The organism is Corynebacterium macclintockiae, assembly GCF_027570165.1.
GTDB lineage: Bacteria > Actinomycetota > Actinomycetes > Mycobacteriales > Mycobacteriaceae > Corynebacterium > Corynebacterium macclintockiae.
Genome location: NZ_JAKMUV010000001.1, coordinates 355,021 through 375,688, shown reverse-complemented (window position 1 = coordinate 375,688; position 20,668 = coordinate 355,021). Strand labels below are relative to the sequence as shown.

Annotated in this window: 17 protein-coding genes, 1 tRNA gene and 1 pseudogene; 10 read left to right on the top strand and 9 right to left on the bottom strand. The window is 61.3% G+C overall.

Translation table 11 applies throughout. The features are described 5' to 3' along the window. Positions 1–4: 4 nt before the first annotated feature. Entirely contained in the window at positions 5–2,101 is a 2,097-nt protein-coding gene (locus L8U58_RS01640) for an ATP-dependent DNA helicase UvrD2 (RefSeq protein WP_269954539.1), read from the top strand. Between the two features lie 48 nt (positions 2,102–2,149). Here the strand turns inward: L8U58_RS01640 and L8U58_RS01635 are convergent, their stop codons facing one another. Further along, the gene (locus tag L8U58_RS01635; protein ID WP_043012475.1) at positions 2,150–3,031 is read right to left on the bottom strand and encodes a hypothetical protein; all 882 of its coding nucleotides are present in this window, start codon (positions 3,029–3,031) and stop codon (positions 2,150–2,152) included. 102 nt (positions 3,032–3,133) lie between these two features. Here L8U58_RS01635 and L8U58_RS01630 point away from each other — a divergent pair, with 102 nt between their 5' ends. Beyond that, positions 3,134–3,721 (top strand): M48 metallopeptidase family protein, encoded by a 588-nt coding sequence (locus tag L8U58_RS01630; RefSeq protein WP_269954538.1) that lies wholly within the window; start codon positions 3,134–3,136, stop codon positions 3,719–3,721. Here the strand turns inward: L8U58_RS01630 and L8U58_RS01625 are convergent, their stop codons facing one another. After that, entirely contained in the window at positions 3,722–5,161 is a 1,440-nt protein-coding gene (locus tag L8U58_RS01625) for a zinc-dependent metalloprotease (protein WP_269954537.1), read from the bottom strand. A 151-nt stretch (positions 5,162–5,312) separates the two neighbouring features. On the opposite strand from L8U58_RS01625, the gene L8U58_RS01620 reads away from it, so the two are divergent. Beyond that, a complete protein-coding gene (locus L8U58_RS01620) occupies positions 5,313–6,392 on the top strand; it encodes a YlbL family protein (RefSeq protein WP_034971285.1) in 1,080 nt (359 codons plus the stop codon). A gap of 3 nt (positions 6,393–6,395) precedes the next feature. Here the strand turns inward: L8U58_RS01620 and L8U58_RS01615 are convergent, their stop codons facing one another. Further along, the gene (locus tag L8U58_RS01615) at positions 6,396–6,956 is read right to left on the bottom strand and encodes a PPA1309 family protein (RefSeq protein ID WP_034979503.1); all 561 of its coding nucleotides are present in this window, start codon (positions 6,954–6,956) and stop codon (positions 6,396–6,398) included. Between the two features lie 139 nt (positions 6,957–7,095). On the opposite strand from L8U58_RS01615, the gene L8U58_RS01610 reads away from it, so the two are divergent. Both L8U58_RS01610 and L8U58_RS01605 read left to right on the top strand, forming a co-directional pair. Continuing rightward, positions 7,096–10,164, top strand: a complete 3,069-nt coding sequence (locus L8U58_RS01610; protein ID WP_034979500.1) for a UPF0182 family protein — start codon at positions 7,096–7,098, stop codon at positions 10,162–10,164. 96 nt (positions 10,165–10,260) lie between these two features. Next, positions 10,261–10,334 (top strand) — tRNA-Met (locus L8U58_RS01605). A gap of 119 nt (positions 10,335–10,453) precedes the next feature. On the opposite strand, the gene L8U58_RS01600 is transcribed toward L8U58_RS01605, so the two are convergent. Both L8U58_RS01600 and L8U58_RS01595 read right to left on the bottom strand, forming a co-directional pair. Then, positions 10,454–10,777: a HigA family addiction module antitoxin gene (locus tag L8U58_RS01600; RefSeq protein ID WP_043014658.1), complete on the bottom strand. Its 324-nt coding sequence runs from the start codon at positions 10,775–10,777 to the stop codon at positions 10,454–10,456. Continuing rightward, complete coding sequence (locus L8U58_RS01595; protein ID WP_230580670.1) at positions 10,752–11,066, bottom strand: type II toxin-antitoxin system RelE/ParE family toxin; 315 nt, start codon at positions 11,064–11,066, stop codon at positions 10,752–10,754. Before L8U58_RS01595 ends, L8U58_RS01600 begins: the two co-directional genes overlap by 26 nt. Positions 11,067–11,127: 61 nt before the next feature. On the opposite strand from L8U58_RS01595, the gene L8U58_RS01590 reads away from it, so the two are divergent. Continuing rightward, positions 11,128–12,084, top strand: a complete 957-nt coding sequence (locus L8U58_RS01590) for a DUF1963 domain-containing protein (RefSeq protein WP_034967558.1) — start codon at positions 11,128–11,130, stop codon at positions 12,082–12,084. Between the two features lie 36 nt (positions 12,085–12,120). Here L8U58_RS01590 and L8U58_RS01585 read toward each other — a convergent pair whose 3' ends face one another. The 3 genes from L8U58_RS01585 to L8U58_RS01575 all read right to left on the bottom strand — a co-directional run bounded on the left by L8U58_RS01585 (position 12,121) and on the right by L8U58_RS01575 (position 14,352). Further along, complete coding sequence (locus L8U58_RS01585) at positions 12,121–12,576, bottom strand: DUF1990 family protein (RefSeq protein ID WP_269954536.1); 456 nt, start codon at positions 12,574–12,576, stop codon at positions 12,121–12,123. Between the two features lie 13 nt (positions 12,577–12,589). Then, positions 12,590–13,711 carry a M48 family metalloprotease gene (locus L8U58_RS01580; RefSeq protein WP_035008465.1) on the bottom strand — a complete coding sequence of 374 codons (1,122 nt, stop codon included), beginning with the start codon at positions 13,709–13,711 and terminating at the stop codon, positions 12,590–12,592. 80 nt (positions 13,712–13,791) lie between these two features. Continuing rightward, complete coding sequence (locus tag L8U58_RS01575) at positions 13,792–14,352, bottom strand: LemA family protein (RefSeq protein WP_034967548.1); 561 nt, start codon at positions 14,350–14,352, stop codon at positions 13,792–13,794. A 188-nt stretch (positions 14,353–14,540) separates the two neighbouring features. On the opposite strand from L8U58_RS01575, the pseudogene L8U58_RS01570 reads away from it, so the two are divergent. The 3 genes and pseudogenes from L8U58_RS01570 (at position 14,541) to L8U58_RS01560 (ending at position 17,382) form a co-directional block, all read left to right on the top strand. Next, positions 14,541–14,925 (top strand): annotated as a pseudogene (locus L8U58_RS01570) (hypothetical protein). A 191-nt stretch (positions 14,926–15,116) separates the two neighbouring features. Beyond that, positions 15,117–16,373, top strand: a complete 1,257-nt coding sequence (locus tag L8U58_RS01565) for an acid phosphatase (RefSeq protein ID WP_034972315.1) — start codon at positions 15,117–15,119, stop codon at positions 16,371–16,373. Between the two features lie 118 nt (positions 16,374–16,491). Next, positions 16,492–17,382, top strand: coding sequence for a chymotrypsin family serine protease (locus L8U58_RS01560; protein ID WP_269954535.1), 891 nt, complete (start codon positions 16,492–16,494; stop codon positions 17,380–17,382). 29 nt (positions 17,383–17,411) lie between these two features. Here L8U58_RS01560 and L8U58_RS01555 read toward each other — a convergent pair whose 3' ends face one another. Next, complete coding sequence (locus L8U58_RS01555; protein ID WP_034967537.1) at positions 17,412–17,738, bottom strand: chorismate mutase; 327 nt, start codon at positions 17,736–17,738, stop codon at positions 17,412–17,414. A 58-nt stretch (positions 17,739–17,796) separates the two neighbouring features. On the opposite strand from L8U58_RS01555, the gene L8U58_RS01550 reads away from it, so the two are divergent. Further along, entirely contained in the window at positions 17,797–20,514 is a 2,718-nt protein-coding gene (locus L8U58_RS01550; RefSeq protein ID WP_420839814.1) for an ATP-dependent helicase, read from the top strand. Positions 20,515–20,668: the final 154 nt, after the last annotated feature.

The window sequence follows — 20,668 nt, the reverse complement described above, 5'->3', positions numbered from 1 at the left end:
CTGAGTGAGCTCCCTACTGGATGGTCTGGATCCGGAACAGGCGAGAGCGGCCTCCGCCCCGCGCGGACCGGTGAGCATCATCGCGGGCGCCGGCACCGGCAAGACCCGCACCATTACCCACCGCATTGCCTACCTGGTCGAGGGCGGATTCGTGAATCCCGACCACGTCCTGGCCGTGACCTTCACCGCCCGCGCGGCCGCGGAACTGCGTGAGCGCCTAGCGCTGATGAACATCCCCAAGGTGCAGGCCAAGACCTTCCACGCCGCCGCCATGCGGCAGCTGAAATACTTTTGGCCCGCCTATGCGGGCGACCTGCCGTGGACGCTGCTGGACAACAAGTTCCGCGTCGTCTCCCGCGCCGCGCGGGCCGCGGGAGTGGAGGTCAGCACCCCGATGCTGGCGGACCTCATCGGGGAAATCGAATGGGCGAAATCCTCCTTGATCAGCGCGGAAGACTACCCGGACTTCGTGGAACCGCGCCGCCGTGATTGCCCAGTCGCCCCGCATACCTTCGTCAAGGTCTTTCAGGGCTACGAGAACCTCAAGGCCACGCCGGAGGGAATGCTGCTGGACTTCGACGATCTGCTGCTGCATATGGCCGCAGCCATCGAGTCCAACACCGGCATTGCTGACGAGTTTCGTTCGCGCTACCGCACCTTCGTGGTCGACGAGTACCAGGACGTCACGCCCCTCCAGCAGCGCGTGTTGGACGCGTGGGTAGGCGACCGCGATGATCTGACCGTTGTGGGCGACGCGAACCAGACGATCTACAGCTTCAACGGCGCCACGCCGGAGTATCTGTTGGACTTCACCACCAAGTACCCGGAGTCCACCACCGTCCGCCTGCACCGGGACTACCGTTCCACCCCGCAGGTCGTGGACCTGGCTAACAATGTGATCGGCAAGGCGAAAGGACGCGTTGCGGGCACGCGGCTGAAGCTGGAGGGCCAGCGCCCCGCAGGTCCGCTCCCGCAGTTCCACGAGTACCCCGACGAGCCCGCTGAGGCTGTGGCGGTAGTCAAGGAAATCCAGACGCTTATCCGCAAGGGCGTGGAACCCGCGAACATCGCGATCCTCTACCGCATCAACTCCCAGTCCGCGAACTACGAATACGAGCTCGAACAGGCCGGTATTGGCTACCAGGTCAAAGGCGGCGAGGGCTTCTTCAAGCGCGCGGAAATCCGGGAGGGAATGAACGCCATCACCGCCGCGGCGAAGAAGTACGACCCGGACCCGGAGGATGTGCCGGATGCCGTCCGCGCCGCGCTCGTCCCCGTCGGCCTGACGTCCACCGAACCCTCCGGTACCCAGGAGCGCGCCCGCTGGCAGTCCCTGCAGGCCCTCTTCCAGCTGGTCAAGGACATCACCACCACCGCGGCCGAACCTTTAAGCATGCAGGGCGTAGTCGCGTTGCTGAAGGAACGCATGAGCGCGAAGAACCCGCCGAAGTTCCAGGGAGTCACCCTGGCCAGCATTCACGCGGCCAAGGGCCTGGAATGGGACGCTGTATTCCTGGTCGGCCTCAACGAGGGCACCTTGCCGATCCGCCATGCCCTCAAAGGAGCGGGCTCGGAAGAGGCGATCGAGGAGGAACGCCGGCTGTTCTACGTCGGCATCACCCGCGCCCGGGAACACCTGCACCTCAGCTGGTCGCTGGCTCGCCAGGAGGGCTCCAAGTCGAACCGTCGCCGCACGCGCTTCCTCGACGGTTTGGTCCCGCAGGAGGAAGCGGCCGCCGCGCAGCGTCGTTCCGGTACTGGCGCCTCCGGTTCGCGGGACAGGCTGGGCGCGCCGAAGAATGCCTGCGTGGTCTGCGGATCCAGGCTCGGCAGCCCGGAGCTAAAGATCCTCGGCCGCTGCGGGGAGCACGCCCCCGAGACTGATCACCTTCTGCTGACGGAGCTGCGGCAGTGGCGCAGCGCTCTGGCCAAGGACAAGGCGGTGCCGGCGTATGTCATTTTTAGTGACGCCACGTTGCGAGCCATTGCCGAGCAGCTGCCCACCACGTCTGACCAGTTGGTGGCCGTGCCGGGCATTGGTCCGGTCAAGGTGAAGGAGTTTGGTGAGGACGTTCTGGCGATCGTCAGCAACTACGCCTAGTTGGTCTTGTGCACAGTTGATCCCGTGCACAGTTGGTCTTGTGCACAGCTAAACCCGCACCGCCCGGCAGGACAGGCAGTTGTCGTCGAAGGGGATGGGGTGGGTGTGCACGGCACCGGTGGCAAAGTCCACTAGCCGCCGTTGGGTGAGGACCTCCGGGATATCCGGTGGAGTCGGCAGCGCTTCCTGCCTAAGCCGCGCCATCTTTCGTTCCTGCCGATACTCGCGTTGCGCGCGCCACCAAGGCAGGACGTGTTCGTTAAGCATCATCGCGAACTGTGTGGAGGCTGCCTGGATCAGGTGCCTTTCCGTACTTCCGGGTCTACCTGTCGCCTGCAAGCGCACTCCTTTCCACCCGTCGTCGATCTGCCCGTAGTAGCTATCGGTGCAGGCCAGGCAGGGTGTTATACCGGGGATGACCAGCGGCCCCAGCACAGATCGGCCGTCCACGATGCCAGCAGGGTAGTGGGCTACCCGGTTGACCATCAGTGCGTGTTGCACGTCCGGGGTCGGGAATACCGCGCCGGGCAGGGCCATCAGCGATCGCCGAGCCTCGCTGGGGGTGGTGACGATGCGGAAGCTCAAACCAAGAGCCTCTAGCACGGGCTCTAGCCGCTCGCTGGCCACGCCGGAGGCCAGCACGTGGAAGTCCACGTCCGACTGGGACGGCCGCAGGATTTTCGCCTGCAGCATCTCGGAGAGCATCTGCCGCGCATCTTCGGGTTCCAGCCCGCAGTAGCCCATCTTTTGGTGCAGCTCCTCGAACCCGATCCCGCCGCGCGCCAGTGCGAACACGTGCGCTACCTGGCCCGGGTTCACGTTCTTCGGTAGCGGCAGGATCATCGATTCGTGCGGTAGCACCCCGAATTGCAGGCCGATTGTCGGCCTGGCCAGGATCGCTGTGTTGGATGGCAGATTAAGCTCTAGCATGAATGAAGTTCCCCCAAGAAAGAGTCGCGCTCCCCATGCGCGCCTCGTCGCCTCTTACCCTAGCAGCGCTGCACCGTCCTCGCTGGTGGAAAGGATGTTCCTGTGGCTCCCTCCCTGCGTCGGCATAGCGTTATCGACCCTCAGCAGGTGGCCAGCGATGTGCAGGCGGAGCTGGCGAAAGCTAGCGGCGCTGCGATCCCGCCCGTGAGCATTCGATTGTCCGCCCGGCGGAAAAAGACGGTCGCGGTGCGGGAGGAAGGCGATGGCTTCCTGATCATGGCGCCGGCCATCATTGGGGAGGCCGAGCTACGCAGAATCAGCATGGAGCTGGTGGGTAAGGCGCTGAGCAGTCGGCGTCATACGATAGGCAACAACGAGCTCGTCGAGCGCGCGGCGCAGCTCAACAACAAGTACCTCGGCGGCCGCGCGACGGTAAAAGAGATCAAGTTCGTCACGAACATGAACACGCGTTGGGGCAGCTGCTCGGTGCAGTCGAAGCGCATCCGGATCGCCCACCAGCTGCAGGATGTGCCGGGATATGTGCTGGATGCGGTGATTATCCACGAGCTGATCCACACGTTCGTGCCGAACCACGGCCCGGAGTTCCGCCGCTGGGAGGCGCACACCCCGCACCTGGAGAAGGCGCAGGGCTACCTGGAAGCCTTCAAACGCTGGGGGATGCGCGGCTAGCTACTTCTCGTCGCTCTGGCCGTCGGTGTCGCTCTGGCCGTTCTCGTCACGCTTCTCGTTGAGCTCCCGCTCCAGCTTCTCGATTTCGCTGATGGGGTTGAAGCCCTCCATCTCGTCCTCATCGAATGCCACGTTGCTGATGAAGGCCGCCGGGTTGTCCAGGTCGGAGGCAACCGGAAGGAAATCGGGGTGGTCCCACACGCTGTCGCGCTTAGTGACGCCTACCGCATCATCCAGCCTGCGCCACAGCTCGACTGCCTCGTTTGCCTTCGGAGCAGTGAAGCTGATGCCCAGAGCCTTAGTCAGCGCTTCCATGGCGGGGGAGCCGTTGTTGCGGAACTCCGACCAGGCGGCGTTGATCATGGCCGCGGCGGGGATGCGGGAATCCAGGGCCACGCCGGTGACGTAATCCACCCAACCCTCGATCAGCGACAGGCTGGTTTCCAGGCGTTCGCGGGCGTGGGTGTTGGAGGAAACGACTTGCGGGGAGAAATCCTGCCCCTGCATGCGCTCCATCATCTCCTGCATCTTCGCCGGGTCGTTCAGCGATTCCGGGGTGAAGTCGCTGGTGGCTTCTTCCATGGCGGAGTAATCCAGCGACAGGCCGGCGGCGAACTCCTCGACATCCAGAATCAGGCGCTCCACCAGCCACGGGACGTGCTTGAACAGGCGCAGGTGCGCTGCCTCGCGCGCGGCCAGGTAGATCAGTGCTTCGCGGGGTTCGCAGCCCAGCTTTTTGGCCATCGCGTCCAGGTGCTCGGTGGCGATGGCAGCGGTCTCGCCTTGCGCAAGTGGTACGCCCCATTGGGTAGAAAGCACGACGTCGCTGGCCATCTCACCCAGAGTGTTGCCGAGCTGCACGCCGAAGTTCATGGCGTTGATCTGCTTCATCATTCCCGCCAGCGGGCCTAGCTGGCTGCGCATTTCCTCCGGCACCCCGCCGAGGGCAGCGTCGCCGAGCTTGTCAGCCAGGGGAGTAACTACCCGCTTCCACGTGTCGAAAGTCTCGTCCAACCACTGCGCGGGGCCGAAGGCCACGGAGCCGGACGCGCCGGCGGGCAGGATGGTGGCTTCGTCCAACCACAGCTCCGCCAGACGCACCGAGTCGGCCACTGCCTGTGAATCGCTGTGGCGCGGACGGGTGTCCTTCTTGGTGGCGGCGATGCGTTGGCGCGCCGTGCGCTTGGCCATCGCGTAGTTGACCGGCCCCTTACCGTCGGGGCTGTTCATATCGGTTCCGAAGCCGGAAAGCATGGAGCCGAACTGGTTCAGAATGTCGCCCAGGTTGCCGGCCCCCATGTTGCCTGCGCCACCCTTGCCACCGGCGTTGCCGCCCAGGGGGCCGCCGAAGAAGAAACCGAACTGGTTGTCGTGGTTATCTTTGTCGCGGTCGTCGTCGGAATCGTCCGGGCCGTGGAAGCCAAAGCCGAATTTACTCATGTACCCCACCGTACCGACTGTTGCAGTGCGAAAACGACCTCGAAGGGGCATATCGGCGCGTATTTTCGTGTGCTGAGAGCGAACAGGCGCCAGACCGCTCCACAGGGCGCGCTTAGCTAAATCATGGGGAAATACATGTAAAGTTGGGCGGGTGAATTTTTGGAACAGGCGTAATCGCACCATCGTCGTGGGTGCTGTCCCCGTGGTGGCGGTGTTTTCCCTCCTCGGGCTGCCGTCTATTCCCGGCACCAACATCGATCTCACCGTTCCCTATGCCGCTGAAGGCAGCGGGCCGACGTTCAACACCTTGGGCCAGGTCGATGGCCGAGAGGTAGTCGACATCACCGGCGCGAAGACTCACCCGACCAGTGGCAACCTCAACATGACCACCGTGTCGGTGCGCACCAATATGACTCTCGCGCAGGCCTTTAAGCGCTGGGTGACCACTGACGACACGCTAGTTCCCCTAGAACACGTATTCCCCTCCGGCAAGTCCTCGGAGGAGGTGCAGCGCCAGAACGCCGCCGCCTTCGCCAGCTCTGAATCCAACGCCACAATCTCGGCGATGAACTACCTACGCAAGCCTCTGGAGACCATGGTTCTGGAGGTATCCGAGGATTCCCCAGCACAGGGAAAGATCGAGGTCAACGACATCGTCACGAAGGTCGATGGGGAGAAGGTTACGCTGCCCAGCGAGCTATCGGACAAGGTTAAGGACAATAAGGCGGGCGATGAGGTCACCATCACCGTCAAGCGCCAGGGCAAGGAAAAAGACATCAAGGTCAAGCTCGGCGAACTGCCGAAGGAGCTACGTGGCGACCATCCGCAGGGCACCGCGTTCCTCGGCGTGACCACCGTTGCCCAGCCGGGTGGCGACATCAAGGTGGAGTACAACCTCACCGACATCGGCGGCCCATCCGCCGGTTTGATGTTCTCTTTGGCGGTGGTCGACAAGCTCTCGCCCGAGGAACTCACAGGTGGGAAGTTCGTCGCCGGTACCGGAACTATAGACGCCTCAGGCAAGGTCGGCCCCATTGGTGGCATCACTCACAAGATCGCCGCCGCCAAGGAAGCTGGTGCAGAGGTGTTCCTCGTACCAGCGAAGAACTGCGCGGAGGCAGTGCATGAGCCTCCGGAGGGAATCACCCTGTTGAAGGTCGACACTCTCGATGATGCGATTAAGGACCTCAAGGATTACAACGAGGGCAAGCAGGCCGATACCTGCAAGTAGCAGCTATTCGTCGGCTTCGAAGGTTGCGCGCAGCGTGTGAATCACGCCGGGGGCGATATCGTCCCCGCCGAGCAGCTGCACCTTGTCCTGGCCGAAAGGATCTTCTGCAAGCTCCTCCTCGCTGGGGCGTAGCTGGATAAGGGAGCGTTCGGGGCCGGAGAGGTCGGCGTCACAAAGAAGTCCGCTAAACAAGCGAGCCTGGCGCGGGGTAGGGTCCGCACCGGGGGCGGCGTTGGAGAAGGTGATCTCCTGGGCCAGGATCGCACCTACGACGGGGGCGGGCCAGCGGATGGTGGCGAGGAACTGGCCGAGCTCCTCGCTGCCCGGGCGGATGTCCTCCGGAATGTCCTCCTGCACCACGAGGGCGAGGGGATTGGCGGGCGCATCGTCATCGAATGCCTGTGGCGCGGCATCCGCAACCAGAGCGGCAGGTACCAGGGCAAACAAGGTGGCGGGCTGGTCCCAACCCTCCGCCTGTACGAAATCCACAGCCTCGCGTAGCGCGGCATTGAGCACGCGCTCGTCCTGCAGATCGACGGACGCAGAAGGGTCGGGGAAGGTCATGCGAAAGCCTTTCTTAAATCACTGCTGATTTGATCGTGCATTGTTTTGTTATGACGCTTAAGGAATTGTACGTATTCTGGTGGAAACCTCGCGTATTAGCGATACAGACAGGCGCGATAAGCAGGAGAGTAATTAAGCCTTGAGCACGCCAACGCCACCGCCTTCGGGGCGACCGAAGCAGAAGTTCCCATCCAGCCAGGGGCCGAGCAGGCGCTCGAAAATCCTTGGTATTGCAGTGGCGGTTATCGCCGCCGCTATTTTCGTTATCCCGGTGGTGGTGAGTACTTATACCGACTTCGCGTGGTTCCGCAGCGTGGATTACCAGGGCGTGTTCGTGAATGTGATCGTCACCCGCGTGGCACTGTTCGCCATCTTCGGCGCCTTCGGTGCGCTGCTGTCTTGGCTGGCGGCCTTCCTGGCTTACCGCGCGCGGCCGGATGAGATCGACTCGCTGGGCACATCCTCGCCATTGGCGGAGTACCGGCCGATGATTCGCCGCAACATGCGGCCATTCCTGCTGGGGATTCCGCTGTTCGTCGGAGTGATCACCGGCATGATCGTGCAGTCGAATTGGCGCTCTGTATTGATGTTCCTGAACGGTTCGAACTTCGGTGTGCGCGACCCGCAGTTCGGCAAGGATCTGGGCTTTTATGCCTTTAACCTGCCGTTCCTGCAGATGCTGGTTTCTACGTTCAGTGTGCTGCTGATCTTGGCTTTTGTGATCAACGGCGTTGGCCACTACCTGCTGGGATCCATCACTACGGGTAACCCGCGAGTGGGGGAGAAGGCCTCGATCTCCACGAGTGCACGCCGCCAGCTGGCCGTGATCGCGGGCGTGTGGATGCTGCTGAAGGCAGTGGGCTACTGGTTCGACCGCTATGGGCTGCTGACCCGTTCGCACGATACCTTCACCGGCGCTTCCTACACTGATGTGAATGCGGTGCTGCCGGCGCAGATCGTGCTGTTGGTGATCTCCCTGTTCGTCGCAGCGATGTTCTTTGTCACCATTGTGCTGCGCGACCTGCGCATTCCGGCCTTGGCGGTGGCGCTGATGGTGGGTTCCTCGCTGACCGTGGGGTTGATCTGGCCCGCAATGCTGGAGCAGTTCTCCGTCAACCCGAACCGTGCGGAGAAGGAACGCGAGTACATCGCCCGCAACATCGAGGCGACCCGCTACGCCTACGGTATCGGGGACGACAAGGTTACCTACGACCGCGACTGGGGTTCTTCCGGCGATGCGGCGTCGAAGGAACAGAAGAAGGCCGTGGCTGACGATTCTGCCACCCTGTCCAACGTGCGCCTGCTGGACCCGGAAGTACTGACCCCGACGTTTACCCAGCAACAGCAGCTGCGTAACTTCTATGGCTTCCCCGACGAGCTGGCGATCGACCGCTACAAAGTCGATGGCCAGATGCGCGATTTTGTGGTTGCTGCCCGTGAGCTGAACCCGAACACCCTGGACGGTAACCAGAAGGACTGGATCAACCGCCACACCGTGTACACCCACGGCAATGGTTTCGTGGCTGCGCCCGCCCGCAAGGTCGACGAGGTCGCCCGTGATGTGGGATCGGCTCGCGGTGGCTACCCGGTCTACACTGTGGCGGATCTGCAGTCGATGGAATCCGGTAAGCAGGGCGGTGAGCTGAAGCTGGACGTTAAGCAGCCGCGCATTTACTTCGGCCCGGTCATTGCATCGTCGAAACAGAACAACTCCGACTACGCGATCGTCGGCAACACCGAGGGCGAGCCGCTGGAGTACGATACCGACGCATCCAACTACACCTACACCGGTACCGGTGGAGTGGACGTATCGAACTACTTCAACCGCCTGATGTTCTCGGCTCACTTCGAGTCAATGAATATGCTGCTGACCGACCGTATCGGCGAGGGATCGAAGATCCTTTATGAGCGCGACCCCCGCGAGCGCGTCCACAAGGTTGCCCCGTGGCTGACCACGGATTCCAAGACCTACCCGATCGTCATTGACGGCCGTGTGAAGTGGGTCGTTGACGGTTACACGACGTTGAATAACCTGCCCTACTCCGAGCGGATTGGGCTCACTGACTCTACTGCGGACGCCATCAACCCCGACGGCGTTAGTGAGTCCCAGGTCGTCGACAATGAAGTTGGCTACATTCGCAATTCCGTGAAGGCCGTGGTCGATGCCTACGACGGCAGCGTGGATCTGTACGCTTTCGACGAATCGGATCCGGTGCTGAAGGCATGGCGGGGTGCGTTCCCGGGTGTGGTGAAGCCGCGCGCCGAGATCAGCAAGGAGCTGGAGGACCACCTGCGCTACCCGGAGGACATGTTCAAGGTGCAGCGCGAGCTGATCGCTAAGTACCACGTCTCCGACCCGGGCGTGTTCTTCCAGAACGACTCCTTCTGGTCGGTGCCGACCGACCCGACTGCACCGCAGGATCGCCAGGATAACGCACAGCCGCCGTACTACGTGGTGGCGGCTGACCCGAAGACCAACAAGCCTTCTTTCCAGCTGATCACCCCGTTCCGTGGTCTGCGCCGTGAGTTCCTGGCCGCACACATGTCCGTGAGCTCCGACCCGGATAACTACGGCAAGATCAGCGTGCGTGTGCTGCCGACGGGTACGCAGACTCTGGGCCCGAACCAAGCGCAGGACACGATGATGTCCTCTGACGAGATCGCCCGCGAGCGCACCCTGCTGAAGGGCACGAACGACCTGACGAATGGCAACCTGCTGACGTTGCCGGTGGGTGATGGGCAGATCCTGTACGTCGAGCCGGTGTACTCGCAGCGCAGTGGCCAGGACTCGGCCTTCCCGAAGTTGCTGCGCGTGCTGGTGAGCTACAACGGCCAGGTGGGTTACGCCCCGACCATTGCCGAGGCGCTGAGCCAGGTGGGTATTAACACGTCCTCGACGACCGACATCCAGGAGATCGATGGCTCGGTGGTTGATCCGAACAAGAACAAGGGTAAAGACCAGGGCGACGGCAAGGGTAAGGACGAGAGTGACAAGGACAAGAATAAGTCCAAGGACGAGCAGAGCTCGGATGGGAAGGGTGCTGCCGGCAAGTCCGATGACAAGGGCACCGATACGACCCCGGAGCAGCGCGTGCGCGATGCGATGGACAAGGTGAAGAAGACCCGTGAGTCCGGCAGCTTTGAGGAATTCGGCAAGGCGCTGGACGAACTGGATAAGGCAGTCCAGGACCTGCAATCCGAGCGTTAACCACCGGTGAAATCGTCTGCGACCAGGCGATTTCACTTTATCCAAGCTCTGCGTTACAGTAGGGGAGTCGCTGACGCGATAGCGTACAGCACTCGTCGCGGGGTGGAGCAGCTCGGTAGCTCGCTGGGCTCATAACCCAGAGGTCGTAGGTTCGAATCCTGCCCCCGCTACAAATAGCGCCCTTCTTTTAGCTTGTGCTGGAAGAGGGGTGCTTCTTTATTGTGTCATCGCCTACGGCGAAAAGGTTATTGCCCCGCCTGTATACGTGCACCTAAGTGGGGTTTGGGGGCTACTTATGCCATGCGGTGATGTGGCTAATATCGGTGGTTTGGCGCGCATGCCACAGGTCATACTCTTCCTGCAGTCCAAGCCAGAACTCTGCAGAGTTCCCAAAGAAAGCAGATAAGCGTAGAGCCATATCGGCGCTTACGCCAATGGAGCCGCGCACCAGTTTGGATATTTGCGAATCGGTCGTCCGGATTTCCTTGGCGAGTCGATACTGGGTAATCCCAAGTGGTTGTAGGAACTCTGCGAACAGGATTTCGCCCGGGTGCGGCACAGGCACCGTATCTAGCGATGAGGCGGTGTTAGTGGTAGTCGATGAAGTCAACATCAACAGCTCCTTTCTGGTTCCAGCGGAAAATGATGCGCCATTGCGCATTCACACGTATTGAGTAATAGCCCTCAAGGTTGCCCTTAAGTTGTTCGAGGCGGTTTGAGGGAGGGATGCGTAGGTCATTTAATTCAGTTGATCGAGCGATCATTATCAACTTGCGTCGGACAATCTTGCGAAGATCGGGCGGAACGTACCTCGGGGGTGTGCCGTAAAGGTGAAAACGTTCCAGGCTGGTTCTCCGGAACTCCATACCAACAATGCTGTCAAGAAATGAAAGTGCTGTCAAGGTGTGAAAGTGTATCTTGAGTCGTCGGAACCACCAATGGTTTTCCCTTACAGTGGTTGGCATGCTTGTCAATCATGTCGTGTATGACCTGAAGTACTCCTTCGACAGCATTCCCACCCGTCCTGCTCTTGCGCTTAAGGAGAGCACGCGGCCTGATACACCGACCACTTCGAAGGTATGTGGCACTCCCTACCTGCCGGAGCATGCGCCCTACCCGTATTACGATGGCCGGCCCATGTTCTTCATCGCCCAGTTTAATTTTTCCGAGCTAGAGCCCCTTCCAGGGTTCCCGACGACTGGGCTTCTTCAGCTTTTTGTACCTGACATAGAATTCTGGGGCGATTCTTGGATGGTGACGGACAAGCCGGATCTGTGCGCAGAACCCACCCCGTTCGCCCGATACTTCGAAGATTTCTCTGCGCCGCATGTCGGCGAGATGCCCGAAGAAGAGATTGAGGATTCGGGTGAACATCCAGCCCCTGAGCCATTCGATCCCGTCACTATTGACGGAGTTCGATTCGATCAAGAAGTGAATTACAGCACCCACGAGTACGGTCGTGTCATTTTTGATCTGAAGGGTCCCCGCGCCTTTTTAAGGAGGGGGCGGGATTTCGTAGATATTCACACTTATCGAGGAAACTTAGTTTCACGCTGGGTAATTGGTGGGAAAACGACATTTGAGCAGCCCCACCTTGACCTCGGGAAAACGACAAAGGATGCGTTTGATGCGGCCGTCGCCCGTGCAGAAAAAGAGGGCTTCACCGTTTACCCTCACGCCGATGAATATTTGGAGCCAATTGGCTATCCACAAGCAAACGGATCCTCGCTCGGTGGATACACAATTCTTGTGAACGAAGGTCGGTTTCCGCCGTCTGACCCTCGGATCGTGCTGGCGACGATTGATCAAGATGGCCCATGTGAGTGGGGCGATTCTGGAGTCGGAAATTTCTTCATCCACCCCGACGACCTGGCAGCACGCAACTTCGATCGGGTTACCTTCGGCTGGGATTGCTTATAGAGCGTGCGCGTGGTCTGTGGCCGCCGCTATCTGCCGTTAGTCTTCTGCTCTATCGTCCAAAGCGCGCAGGTAGAAGCGACGAATGAGGACACGCCTCGGCAGGTCGATGACTGGGCGCAGGGCGGGGAAACGGGCGGGCTGGGACTTGGCGTCAATAAGAAAAAGAACCCTTCCATCCTGCAACCGCTCGAGGGTGAAGGTTTCCTCGCCCCGTTCGACGTGGCCAGGGAGAGTGCCGTAGGTAAAGCCGCAGCGGCCGGGCGTGGAGAAAGCATCGACAACCCGGCAGTGGAACGTCCACGGACCGAAGCCGAGTGCGACCTCGGCGCCAGTCTCCACAACCTCGTGGGTGGGGCGCACGCGGAAGAGGCCGCTGCGCTGCACACCCCAGCGGAAGAGCTTCTCCGCGGCGGTCTCGAAGTCCGCAGTGATGACCCGCGACATGTGTAGCTCCGGAAAGCCGTCGGTCGAGGTGTAGGAGAGGGGAGTCATAGAAAGCCTCAGGCTACTTGATGTGCCCGGAGATCTGCTCGTGCTGCGGTACGTAGGGGACGAAGTCCTGCACATAAGCCCCCATGGCAACCAGCGCATTAACACGTTCCCAGATCGGCGGGTGGGTGGCGGAGAAATCACGCTTCTTCGTCATAGCGCGCTTGAAGATGGAACCCTTTTTGCCCTGGTCGGAATTGTGGAAACCTTGGATGATGTCCTGCTCCGGGGCGTACAGAGCCAAGGAGCCCGGTGTGCCGTACATGGAGTTCTGCACCGTGGACGGGTTCGCCTGGTGAAACGCCCGGATGGTGATCAGAGCCTGCGCCAGAGCGGTTGGGTTACGGCAAAGCGCCACGCCATGGCTATCGGCTTGCTGCTCGCGGTAGCGCGACATGTAGGCCCTGGCGATGTTGGCCAGCGCAGGGGCGGCGAGGATCACACAGAAAGAAATCAGAAGGATCACCAGGGCAGCGACAGCGTTTCCGCCACCGTTCGAATTGGAGTTCGACCGGCTCCTGTTGTTGCTGCTGAAGCTGCCGTAGATAAACACCGACTGCAGGATGGCGATGACGGAGGCGATGGCCACCAGCTGCGTCATTACTCGGTTGTCGTCGGCGGTCAGGTGGCTCATCTCGTGGGAGATGACGGCCTGCATTTGTTCGCGGTTTAGCAGGTAGCCGAGTTCCTCAGTAACGACGATGGTGCCGGTGTGGGGCTTGTTCCGCTTGCCGCCCAAGGCGTAGGCGTTGGGCACGCCGGTGCCGATGAGGACGTAGACCTTCGGCGGGGATGGCAAGCCAGCGGCGATCGACATCTCCTCCACGATGTTGTAGACCATGCCCTGCTCTACCTTGCGCTTCTCCCCACCGATCGCGGAAATCACGGTCTTGGTGGCGAAGAAATAGGAGTACAGCAGGATCAGCGCGGCCACCGGGATGGCGACCCCGGCGGAGATCAGGATGACCTTGCCCAGGGTGTTGTAGTCAATGTCGCTTCCCTGGATGCCAACGTAGGCGGCACAGGCACACGCCACGATGGAAAGCTGGAGTACAAATACGTTCGCGATCCACGCGACAGCGATGCCTTTGCGTAGCTGCGATAGCGATTCGTTGAAAGTTCTGGGCTGGTGGGCCATTGCTCGTCCTTTCAGTACTTAGATCACCCGGGTGTACGTGGCTCAGCGGCGCACGCTGGTGGGGGTGAGTTAAGGGGAAACTAGAAAGAAACGTCGGGAGCCTGGCGCTTGGATTCCTCTACCTGGAAGAAGCCGAAGGGGCGGAAGCCGTGGACGGAAGCCACGATGTTGGTCGGCACGGACTGGATGGCGGTGTTGTAGGTGTTGGTGGAGGCATTGTAGTGCTGGCGCGCGAAGCCCACCTTGTTCTCGGTGGAAGCGAGCTCTTCCTGCAGCTGCTGGAAGTTACGGGATGCCTGCAGCTCTGGGTATGCCTCGGCGGTTGCACGCAGGGTGGCCATGGTGCGGCCGAATACAGCGTCGGCCTGGGAAGCATCCTGCACATTGCCCGTGGCGCGGGCGCGGTCGGTGGCAGAACGTAGCTCGGCAATGTCGTGGAAGACCTTGGCCTCGTGGTTGGCGTAGCCCTTGACCGTTGCCACCAGGTTGGGGATCAGGTCGCCGCGGCGCTGTAGCTGGGTATCGATCTGAGCGTATGCCTCGTTGACTGCGTTGCGCTTTTTGACGAGGCCGTTGTACATCGCGAACCAGATCAGCAGGAGGAGGACGAGGATGGCGATGATGATAATTGCGATGATCATGTCGGCAAAACTTCCCTGGAAAACTCTTGAACGTAACTATCTTGAATGTATCTGTGCAGAAAACTTTGGCGTGTGAAGGGGCGGGGTACGCCCCTCACGCAAGCCGTTAATGCTGAAATGTATTATCGCTAACGTTTGTTCCCGGCGCAGGCGGGAGAGTCAAAAATCTTCCAGCTAGGGTGGGTCCCATGGCTAGCGATTCAAACTCGATGGTCGACCGCCAGCTTTCCCACCGCACGATCAGGGAGTTCACCGATCAGCCGGTGGACGACCAGACCCTCGCATCTATCTACGAGGTAGCCGGGCGCACGAAGGCCTTTGTGGAGGCCTTCACCGATGCCTGCCTGATGGCGCAGAACGTGGTGAATGCTGCGGAGTCTTTCGGCCTGGGCGCCAACTACCTGGGCAATGTTCACAACGACACTGCCGGGGTGATCGAGCTACTACGATCTGCGCAACGCCAATCAGCGGGTGGATAGCTTCACCAATCAAGTGCTGAAGAACTTCCCCTTCACCCGCGACGGCAACGATGATTCGCTGCAAGCCGCGCGCTGGCAAGGCTTTATTGTTTAGTGCTTTTCTTTTGACTTCTTTCTGACGCCCACAGCGTCATTTGTGTCTAACCCCAAATTAACCTGCCGTTCAGATATTTGGGTTAGTATCCCGAGGAGTTTATAAAACTATCGCGATCGGCGCCGGGCGGGCCCGGAAGCTCGGCGTCCAAAAGAATCGCAGCAAGAGACTTCAAGGGTGAGGAATAAATAGTGACTAAGAACAAGAGCCTAAAGATCACGGCAGCGGCCATGATGGCTACGACCATGTCCCTTTCCGCAGTCAGCGTGGCGCCGGCGACGGCGCTGAGCATGCCGGCGATCGCCGGTTCCCAGGGACTACCGAACTACCCGCACCCCGTTCCGCACAAGGGCGCTCCGAACCCGCAGCCTTTCGGGCCGGAGTACCTGGGCGGCTACATCTCTGACATCAGCTCCCACGGTTGGGGCGTTTACCTGGACGTCGTCGATGGCTTTAACGACGTACGGGCCAACCACCCGGGTGTCATCAAGCAGAACCTGGACAAGGTTGTGGACATTAACAACGCTGCACAGAAGAACCCGGCAGCCATCAAGCGCGCGCAGAGCGATGCTCGGGCGGACAAGGATGGCGTGCTGATGGCGTTCTCCGACGCTCTGGGTGGCGAGCTCGGCCGGCACTTCCGCGATGCGCTGCGTGAGAACCGCCTGCCGAAGACCCAGTTCCTGCTGGGCAATGGTTACTTGGCGCGCGCGGGCGGAGTGGCTTCCTCCACCTTTGTGGAAAAGATGGTGTTTAACAACGATCGCCCGTTCGTGGTTGCCCCGGACCGCATCAAGAAATACCAGGACGGCAAGCGCGACTACTACGGCACCTCGAAGTCCTACCCGTCTGGCCACACCAACCAGGCCGTATGGTCCACCACGCTGCTGGCGCTGACCCTGCCGGAGCTGGCGCCGCAGATTCTGGCTCGTGGTTCCGAGGCCGGCCACAACCGCATTGTCATGGGTGTGCACTACCCGCTGGACGTCATGGGTGGTCGCATGTCTGGCACCGCAGCCGCTGCCGACCGCTGGAATGACCCGAAGATGCGCGACGCAATCCGCCAGGCAGGCAAGGAGCTGCGCGCCGAGCTGGAGTGGCGCGCGGGTCGTCCGATTTCCCAGGTTGTGAAGAGCGACAAGGCCTACCGCAGCACCGACCAGGCTGTGCGCGAGTACACCGAGCGCATGAGCTACGGCTTCCCGAAGATCTACCGCAAGGACGCACCGATGGTTGTGCCGCAGGCCGCCCCGGATCTGCTGCTGGCCAAGTTCCCGAAGCTGAACTACAAGCAGCGTGCCTCCATCCTGCGCCAGACCGCCATTCCTTCCGGTTCTCCGCTGGATGACCAGGGGCCGCGCGGCTCTTGGCAGCGCCTGAACATGGCCGCTGCTTTCGCTGCAAAGGTCAAGGTTAACGGCGACGGAAGCGTCACCGTCCTGCGCTAATTCAGGTGGCGGGAAGGGCAGGGGTAACCTTTTTCAAACTGTTACCTCTGTGACGCATGTGAAATGATTTTTCTGCGCTAGGGTTAGTTCTGTCCATCAACAGAACTCTAAGGAAATAATGCTCTTCCGGTTTTCCTCAGCCTCACCTGAAACTACTCGCACTGCCCGCCAGGACAACGTCGCACCGCGGCGTTCTGCCCGGAGACGGGCGCGCCGCCGAATCGGTGCACTGATGGCAGGCGTGGCATTGGCGGCGACGACGGCGCTGGGCTCCGCCTTCACCGCACCGGAAGCTACCGCCGCACCGGCAGGCTCTGCGGATGCTTTCCTGAAGGCCACCGGGCAGCCCGGGCCACACCGGATTCCGGGCCACTACTTCACTTCCCCCGGGATTCCCCAGGCGCAGCGAGATGCCGCGCCTAGCGTGCTGGCTGGCCCGTCCATGCCGATCTACGTCGGCAACAACATCTGCACCCTCAGTGTGGTCGGCTACGACAAGGCCGGCAACAAGGTGGGAATCACCGCGGGCCACTGCGGTGGCCCAGGCGCCCCGGTTGTCTCCATGGACGCCGAAAAGGCCGGGCAGATCGGCACCGTCGTTCGCAACGGCTACCCGGATGTTGCCGTCATCAAGTTCAACAACAAGGTGCGACTGACACGCTCCTACAACAACGTGAACATCGGTGCATTGGGCGGAGCTACCCCGGCTAGCCTGCAGCAGCTGTGCAAGACGGGCGTAGCTACCGGTGTGTCCTGCGGGCCGATGCTAGCGATTTCCGGACCGTTCCTGGTTTCCCACCTGTGCGGATCCATCGGTGATTCCGGCGCCCCCATCTACGTGGGCAACCGTCTGGTAGGAATCGTCAACGGTGGCATGGCAAACCTGCCTTCCTGCACCACCCCGCTGCAGGGGCCGCTGCATGCGCCGACGGCCGGCGCGGCGTGGAATGTCATCGCCGCGGACCTCAACGCAGCTGGCGGGGTGGGCGCCGGATTCCGACTGCCCTAGAGCTCTACAACTCCTAGCCCCAACAACGCCTAGCCCAAGCGCCCTCTGCCTAGCTGCAGCAGGGCCTTTGCTATATCTACACCCTCAGAGCCAAACTCCTCGCGGAACTGGTTAATGATGGCGACCTCGCGGGTATACACCAGCTTCGTGCCGCCGGAACTCAGGCGCGTCTTACCGATTGCCTTGGAGACTTCGCTGCGGCGGTGGATTGCGTCGATGATCACGCGATCCAGCCGGTTGATTTCCTCGCGGTAGGATTGAATTTCTGAATCCGACAAAGGATCGTCCGTGCCAGAGGGCATGCGGACCGTGAACTCAGTGAACTCTGTGGACTCTGAGGATTCGTTGTCGCTCATGGGCTGTATTCTACCGCTAGTTGTGCCGAAGAGTTTCAAGGGAGCATAAAGGGAAAACATGGACCACCAGCAGGATCTTTTCGCTGATCTGCCACTGCCCGAAGAGCCCCCGGCGTTTGAAGGCGAAGTTCCGCCACCAGAAGACGAACTGCCGCCAGAGGGCTACGAAAGTGTTTTGGCGAATCTGCATTCCACTGGTTCACAGCCCACGCCGGGGCGGGAACCTGCACGCGCCTCCTACGCGCAGCCGCTACGTGGCGCTGGAATGGTTGCGGGGGAGACGGGGCGTCATAAAGAAAAGCTCCTCGAAGGCCTCAACCCGCAACAGCGGCAGGCGGTCGAGCACATGGGCAGCCCCTTGCTGATCGTGGCGGGCGCGGGCTCGGGTAAGACGAGTGTGCTGACGCGCCGCATCGCCTACCTGCTGGCAAACGGTGTAGCGCCGTGGCAGATCCTGGCGATTACCTTCACCAACAAAGCCGCGGCGGAGATGCGCGAGCGCGTAATGGACATGGTCGGCCCGCAGGCGGAACGCATGTGGGTTTCCACCTTCCACTCTTTCTGCGTGCGGGTGCTGCGGGCCAATGCGCACCTCGCGCCGGGGCTGAACACGAACTTCAGCATCTACGACTCGGACGATTCGAAGCGGTTGATGACGATGATCATCAAGGATGCCTCGCTGGATCTGAAGGAGTTCTCGCCGCGCGGGGTGCTGAACGTGATCTCTAATTGGAAGAACGAGCTGGTCGGGCCGGCCGGTGCGCTGGAAGAGGCACAGCGCGATTCCAACCCGCACACCGCGCAGATCGCCACGCTGTACAAGACCTATCAGAACCGCCTACGGGCGGCGAACGCGGTGGACTTCGACGACCTGATCGGTGAGGTCGTGGCGATCCTGAACAGCAACCCCGACGTGCGCGAGCACTACCGGCGCCGCTTCCGCCACATCATGGTCGACGAGTACCAAGACACGAACCACGCCCAATATGAGCTGGTCGCAGCGCTGGCAGGCAAGGGTAAGGCAGAGTCTGAGCTGTGCGTGGTGGGCGATGCCGACCAGTCGATCTACGCCTTCCGCGGCGCGACGATCCGCAACATTGAGGAGTTCGAGCGCGACTACCCGGATGCCCGCACCATCCTGCTGGAGCAGAACTACCGCTCTACACAGCGGATCCTGTCTGCCGCCAACGCTGTGATCGACCGTAACCAGGGGCGCCGTCCGAAGAAGCTGTGGACCGACCTGGGCGAAGGCGAGCTGATCGGCGGCTACGTTGCGGACAACGAGCACGACGAGGCCAACTTTATCGTCCAGCAGATCGACGACCTGGTGGATAACGAGGGCTACTCCTACGGCGACATTTCGATCATGTACCGCACCAACAACGCCTCCCGCGCGATTGAGGACGTACTGGTGCGTTCCGGCATGCCGTACAAGGTCGTCGGCGGCACGCGCTTCTACGAGCGCCGCGAGGTTCGCGACATTGTGGCTTACCTGAAGGTGCTGGACAACGCAGAGGATACGGTCGCGTTGCGGCGCATTATCAACACCCCGCGCCGTGGAATTGGCGACAAGGCCATCGCGCAGGTCACTGTTCACGCGGAAGGGCAGGGAATCGGTTTTTCGGCTGCTCTTGTGGACGCCGCAGCGGGGAAGGTGGCCGGCCTTTCCGCACGCGGCCGCAATTCCATTGGCAAGTTCTTGGACATGATGGACGAGCTGCGGGCCGAGACAGAGAAGATGGAAATGACGGCTTCGGACGGATCCGGTCTGGGGCTGCCCGACTTGGGGCGCGTGATCTCCGCAGTGCTAGATGTGACCGGCTACAAGGAGTTGCTGGAGAAATCCAACGACCCGCAGGACGGCGCGCGCCTGGACAACCTGAACGAGCTGGTGAGCGTGGGCCACGAGTTCTCACAGGAGTCGGCGAACCTGAAGGCGTACGAGGAGATGCCGGTCCGTGGTGACAGTGCCGGCAGCCGCGCTGGTGGGGACAGTGTCGGTGCCGACAGCGCCGGTGCTGACAGCGCCGAGGCGATGCTGGCGGAAGGGGAGGCGCCGCTGGGCAGCCTGCAGGCCTTCCTGGAGCGCGTGAGCCTGGTGGCCGACGCGGATCAGATTCCCGCGGACGAGCAGGACATGGTCACGCTGATGACGCTGCACACCGCCAAGGGGCTGGAGTTCCCCGTTGTGTTCTTGACCGGTTGGGAAGACGGCCAGTTCCCGCACATGCGTGCGCTGGGTGACCCGACGGAGCTGGCAGAGGAACGCCGCCTGGCTTATGTGGGTATTACCCGCGCAAAGCAGCGGCTGTTCCTCACCCGCGCGATCACGCGCAGTGGTTGGGGAGCGCCAGTGAACAACCCGCCGTCGCGCTTCCTGTCGGAGGTGCCGGAGGATCTGCTGGAGTGGATCCGCGAGGAGCCTGCCCGATTCGGCAGTGGTCTGGATTCCGCCTGGGGTGGCGGTGGCTATGCCGACGGGACCAGCTTCGGTGGCTCTGGTGGCTGGGGTTCGGGCTCTGGCTCCGGCGGGTGGGGCAACCAGTCTTACCGTAAGCCTGCGAAGAAGTCGAAGCCGGCCTTCGGGGCTGGCTCGAAGAAGAACCAGGATCTGGACTTGGCTGTGGGGGACAAGGTCAACCACGACAAGTACGGTCTGGGAACGGTGAAGAGCGTTGATGGCAGTGGCTCGCACACCACGTGCATGATCGACTTCGGCAGCCAGGGTACGGTGCGCCTGATGTTGTTCGGTGGTGTGCCGATGGAGAAGCTCTAGCAGCAAGCTCTAAACGGAAGTTCCCAAAGAGCAGGATGCGCCCCGGCTGACGTTACTGAAGTGACTAATGTTGCAGATGTTTCGTGTAGGATACTTTTCCGATGTAACGTATTTTCTTGACCAAACGATGGCCGAAGAGGAACAAGAAGGGAAT

What these genes read in the sequence shown, in the direction of transcription:
- L8U58_RS01555 (WP_034967537.1), bottom strand. Translation starts at nt 17,738, where the DNA reads ATGAGCGACAACGAATCCTCAGAGTCCACAGAGTTCACTGAGTTCACG.
- L8U58_RS01575 (WP_034967548.1), bottom strand. Translation starts at nt 14,352, where the DNA reads ATGATCATCGCAATTATCATCATCGCCATCCTCGTCCTCCTCCTGCTG.
- L8U58_RS01560 (WP_269954535.1), top strand. Translation starts at nt 16,492, where the DNA reads ATGCTCTTCCGGTTTTCCTCAGCCTCACCTGAAACTACTCGCACTGCC.
- L8U58_RS01580 (WP_035008465.1), bottom strand. Translation starts at nt 13,711, where the DNA reads ATGGCCCACCAGCCCAGAACTTTCAACGAATCGCTATCGCAGCTACGC.
- L8U58_RS01635 (WP_043012475.1), bottom strand. Translation starts at nt 3,031, where the DNA reads ATGCTAGAGCTTAATCTGCCATCCAACACAGCGATCCTGGCCAGGCCG.
- L8U58_RS01590 (WP_034967558.1), top strand. Translation starts at nt 11,128, where the DNA reads ATGCTTGTCAATCATGTCGTGTATGACCTGAAGTACTCCTTCGACAGC.
- L8U58_RS01615 (WP_034979503.1), bottom strand. Translation starts at nt 6,956, where the DNA reads ATGACCTTCCCCGACCCTTCTGCGTCCGTCGATCTGCAGGACGAGCGC.
- L8U58_RS01600 (WP_043014658.1), bottom strand. Translation starts at nt 10,777, where the DNA reads ATGTTGACTTCATCGACTACCACTAACACCGCCTCATCGCTAGATACG.
- L8U58_RS01585 (WP_269954536.1), bottom strand. Translation starts at nt 12,576, where the DNA reads ATGACTCCCCTCTCCTACACCTCGACCGACGGCTTTCCGGAGCTACAC.
- L8U58_RS01550 (WP_420839814.1), top strand. Translation starts at nt 17,797, where the DNA reads ATGGACCACCAGCAGGATCTTTTCGCTGATCTGCCACTGCCCGAAGAG.
- L8U58_RS01625 (WP_269954537.1), bottom strand. Translation starts at nt 5,161, where the DNA reads ATGAGTAAATTCGGCTTTGGCTTCCACGGCCCGGACGATTCCGACGAC.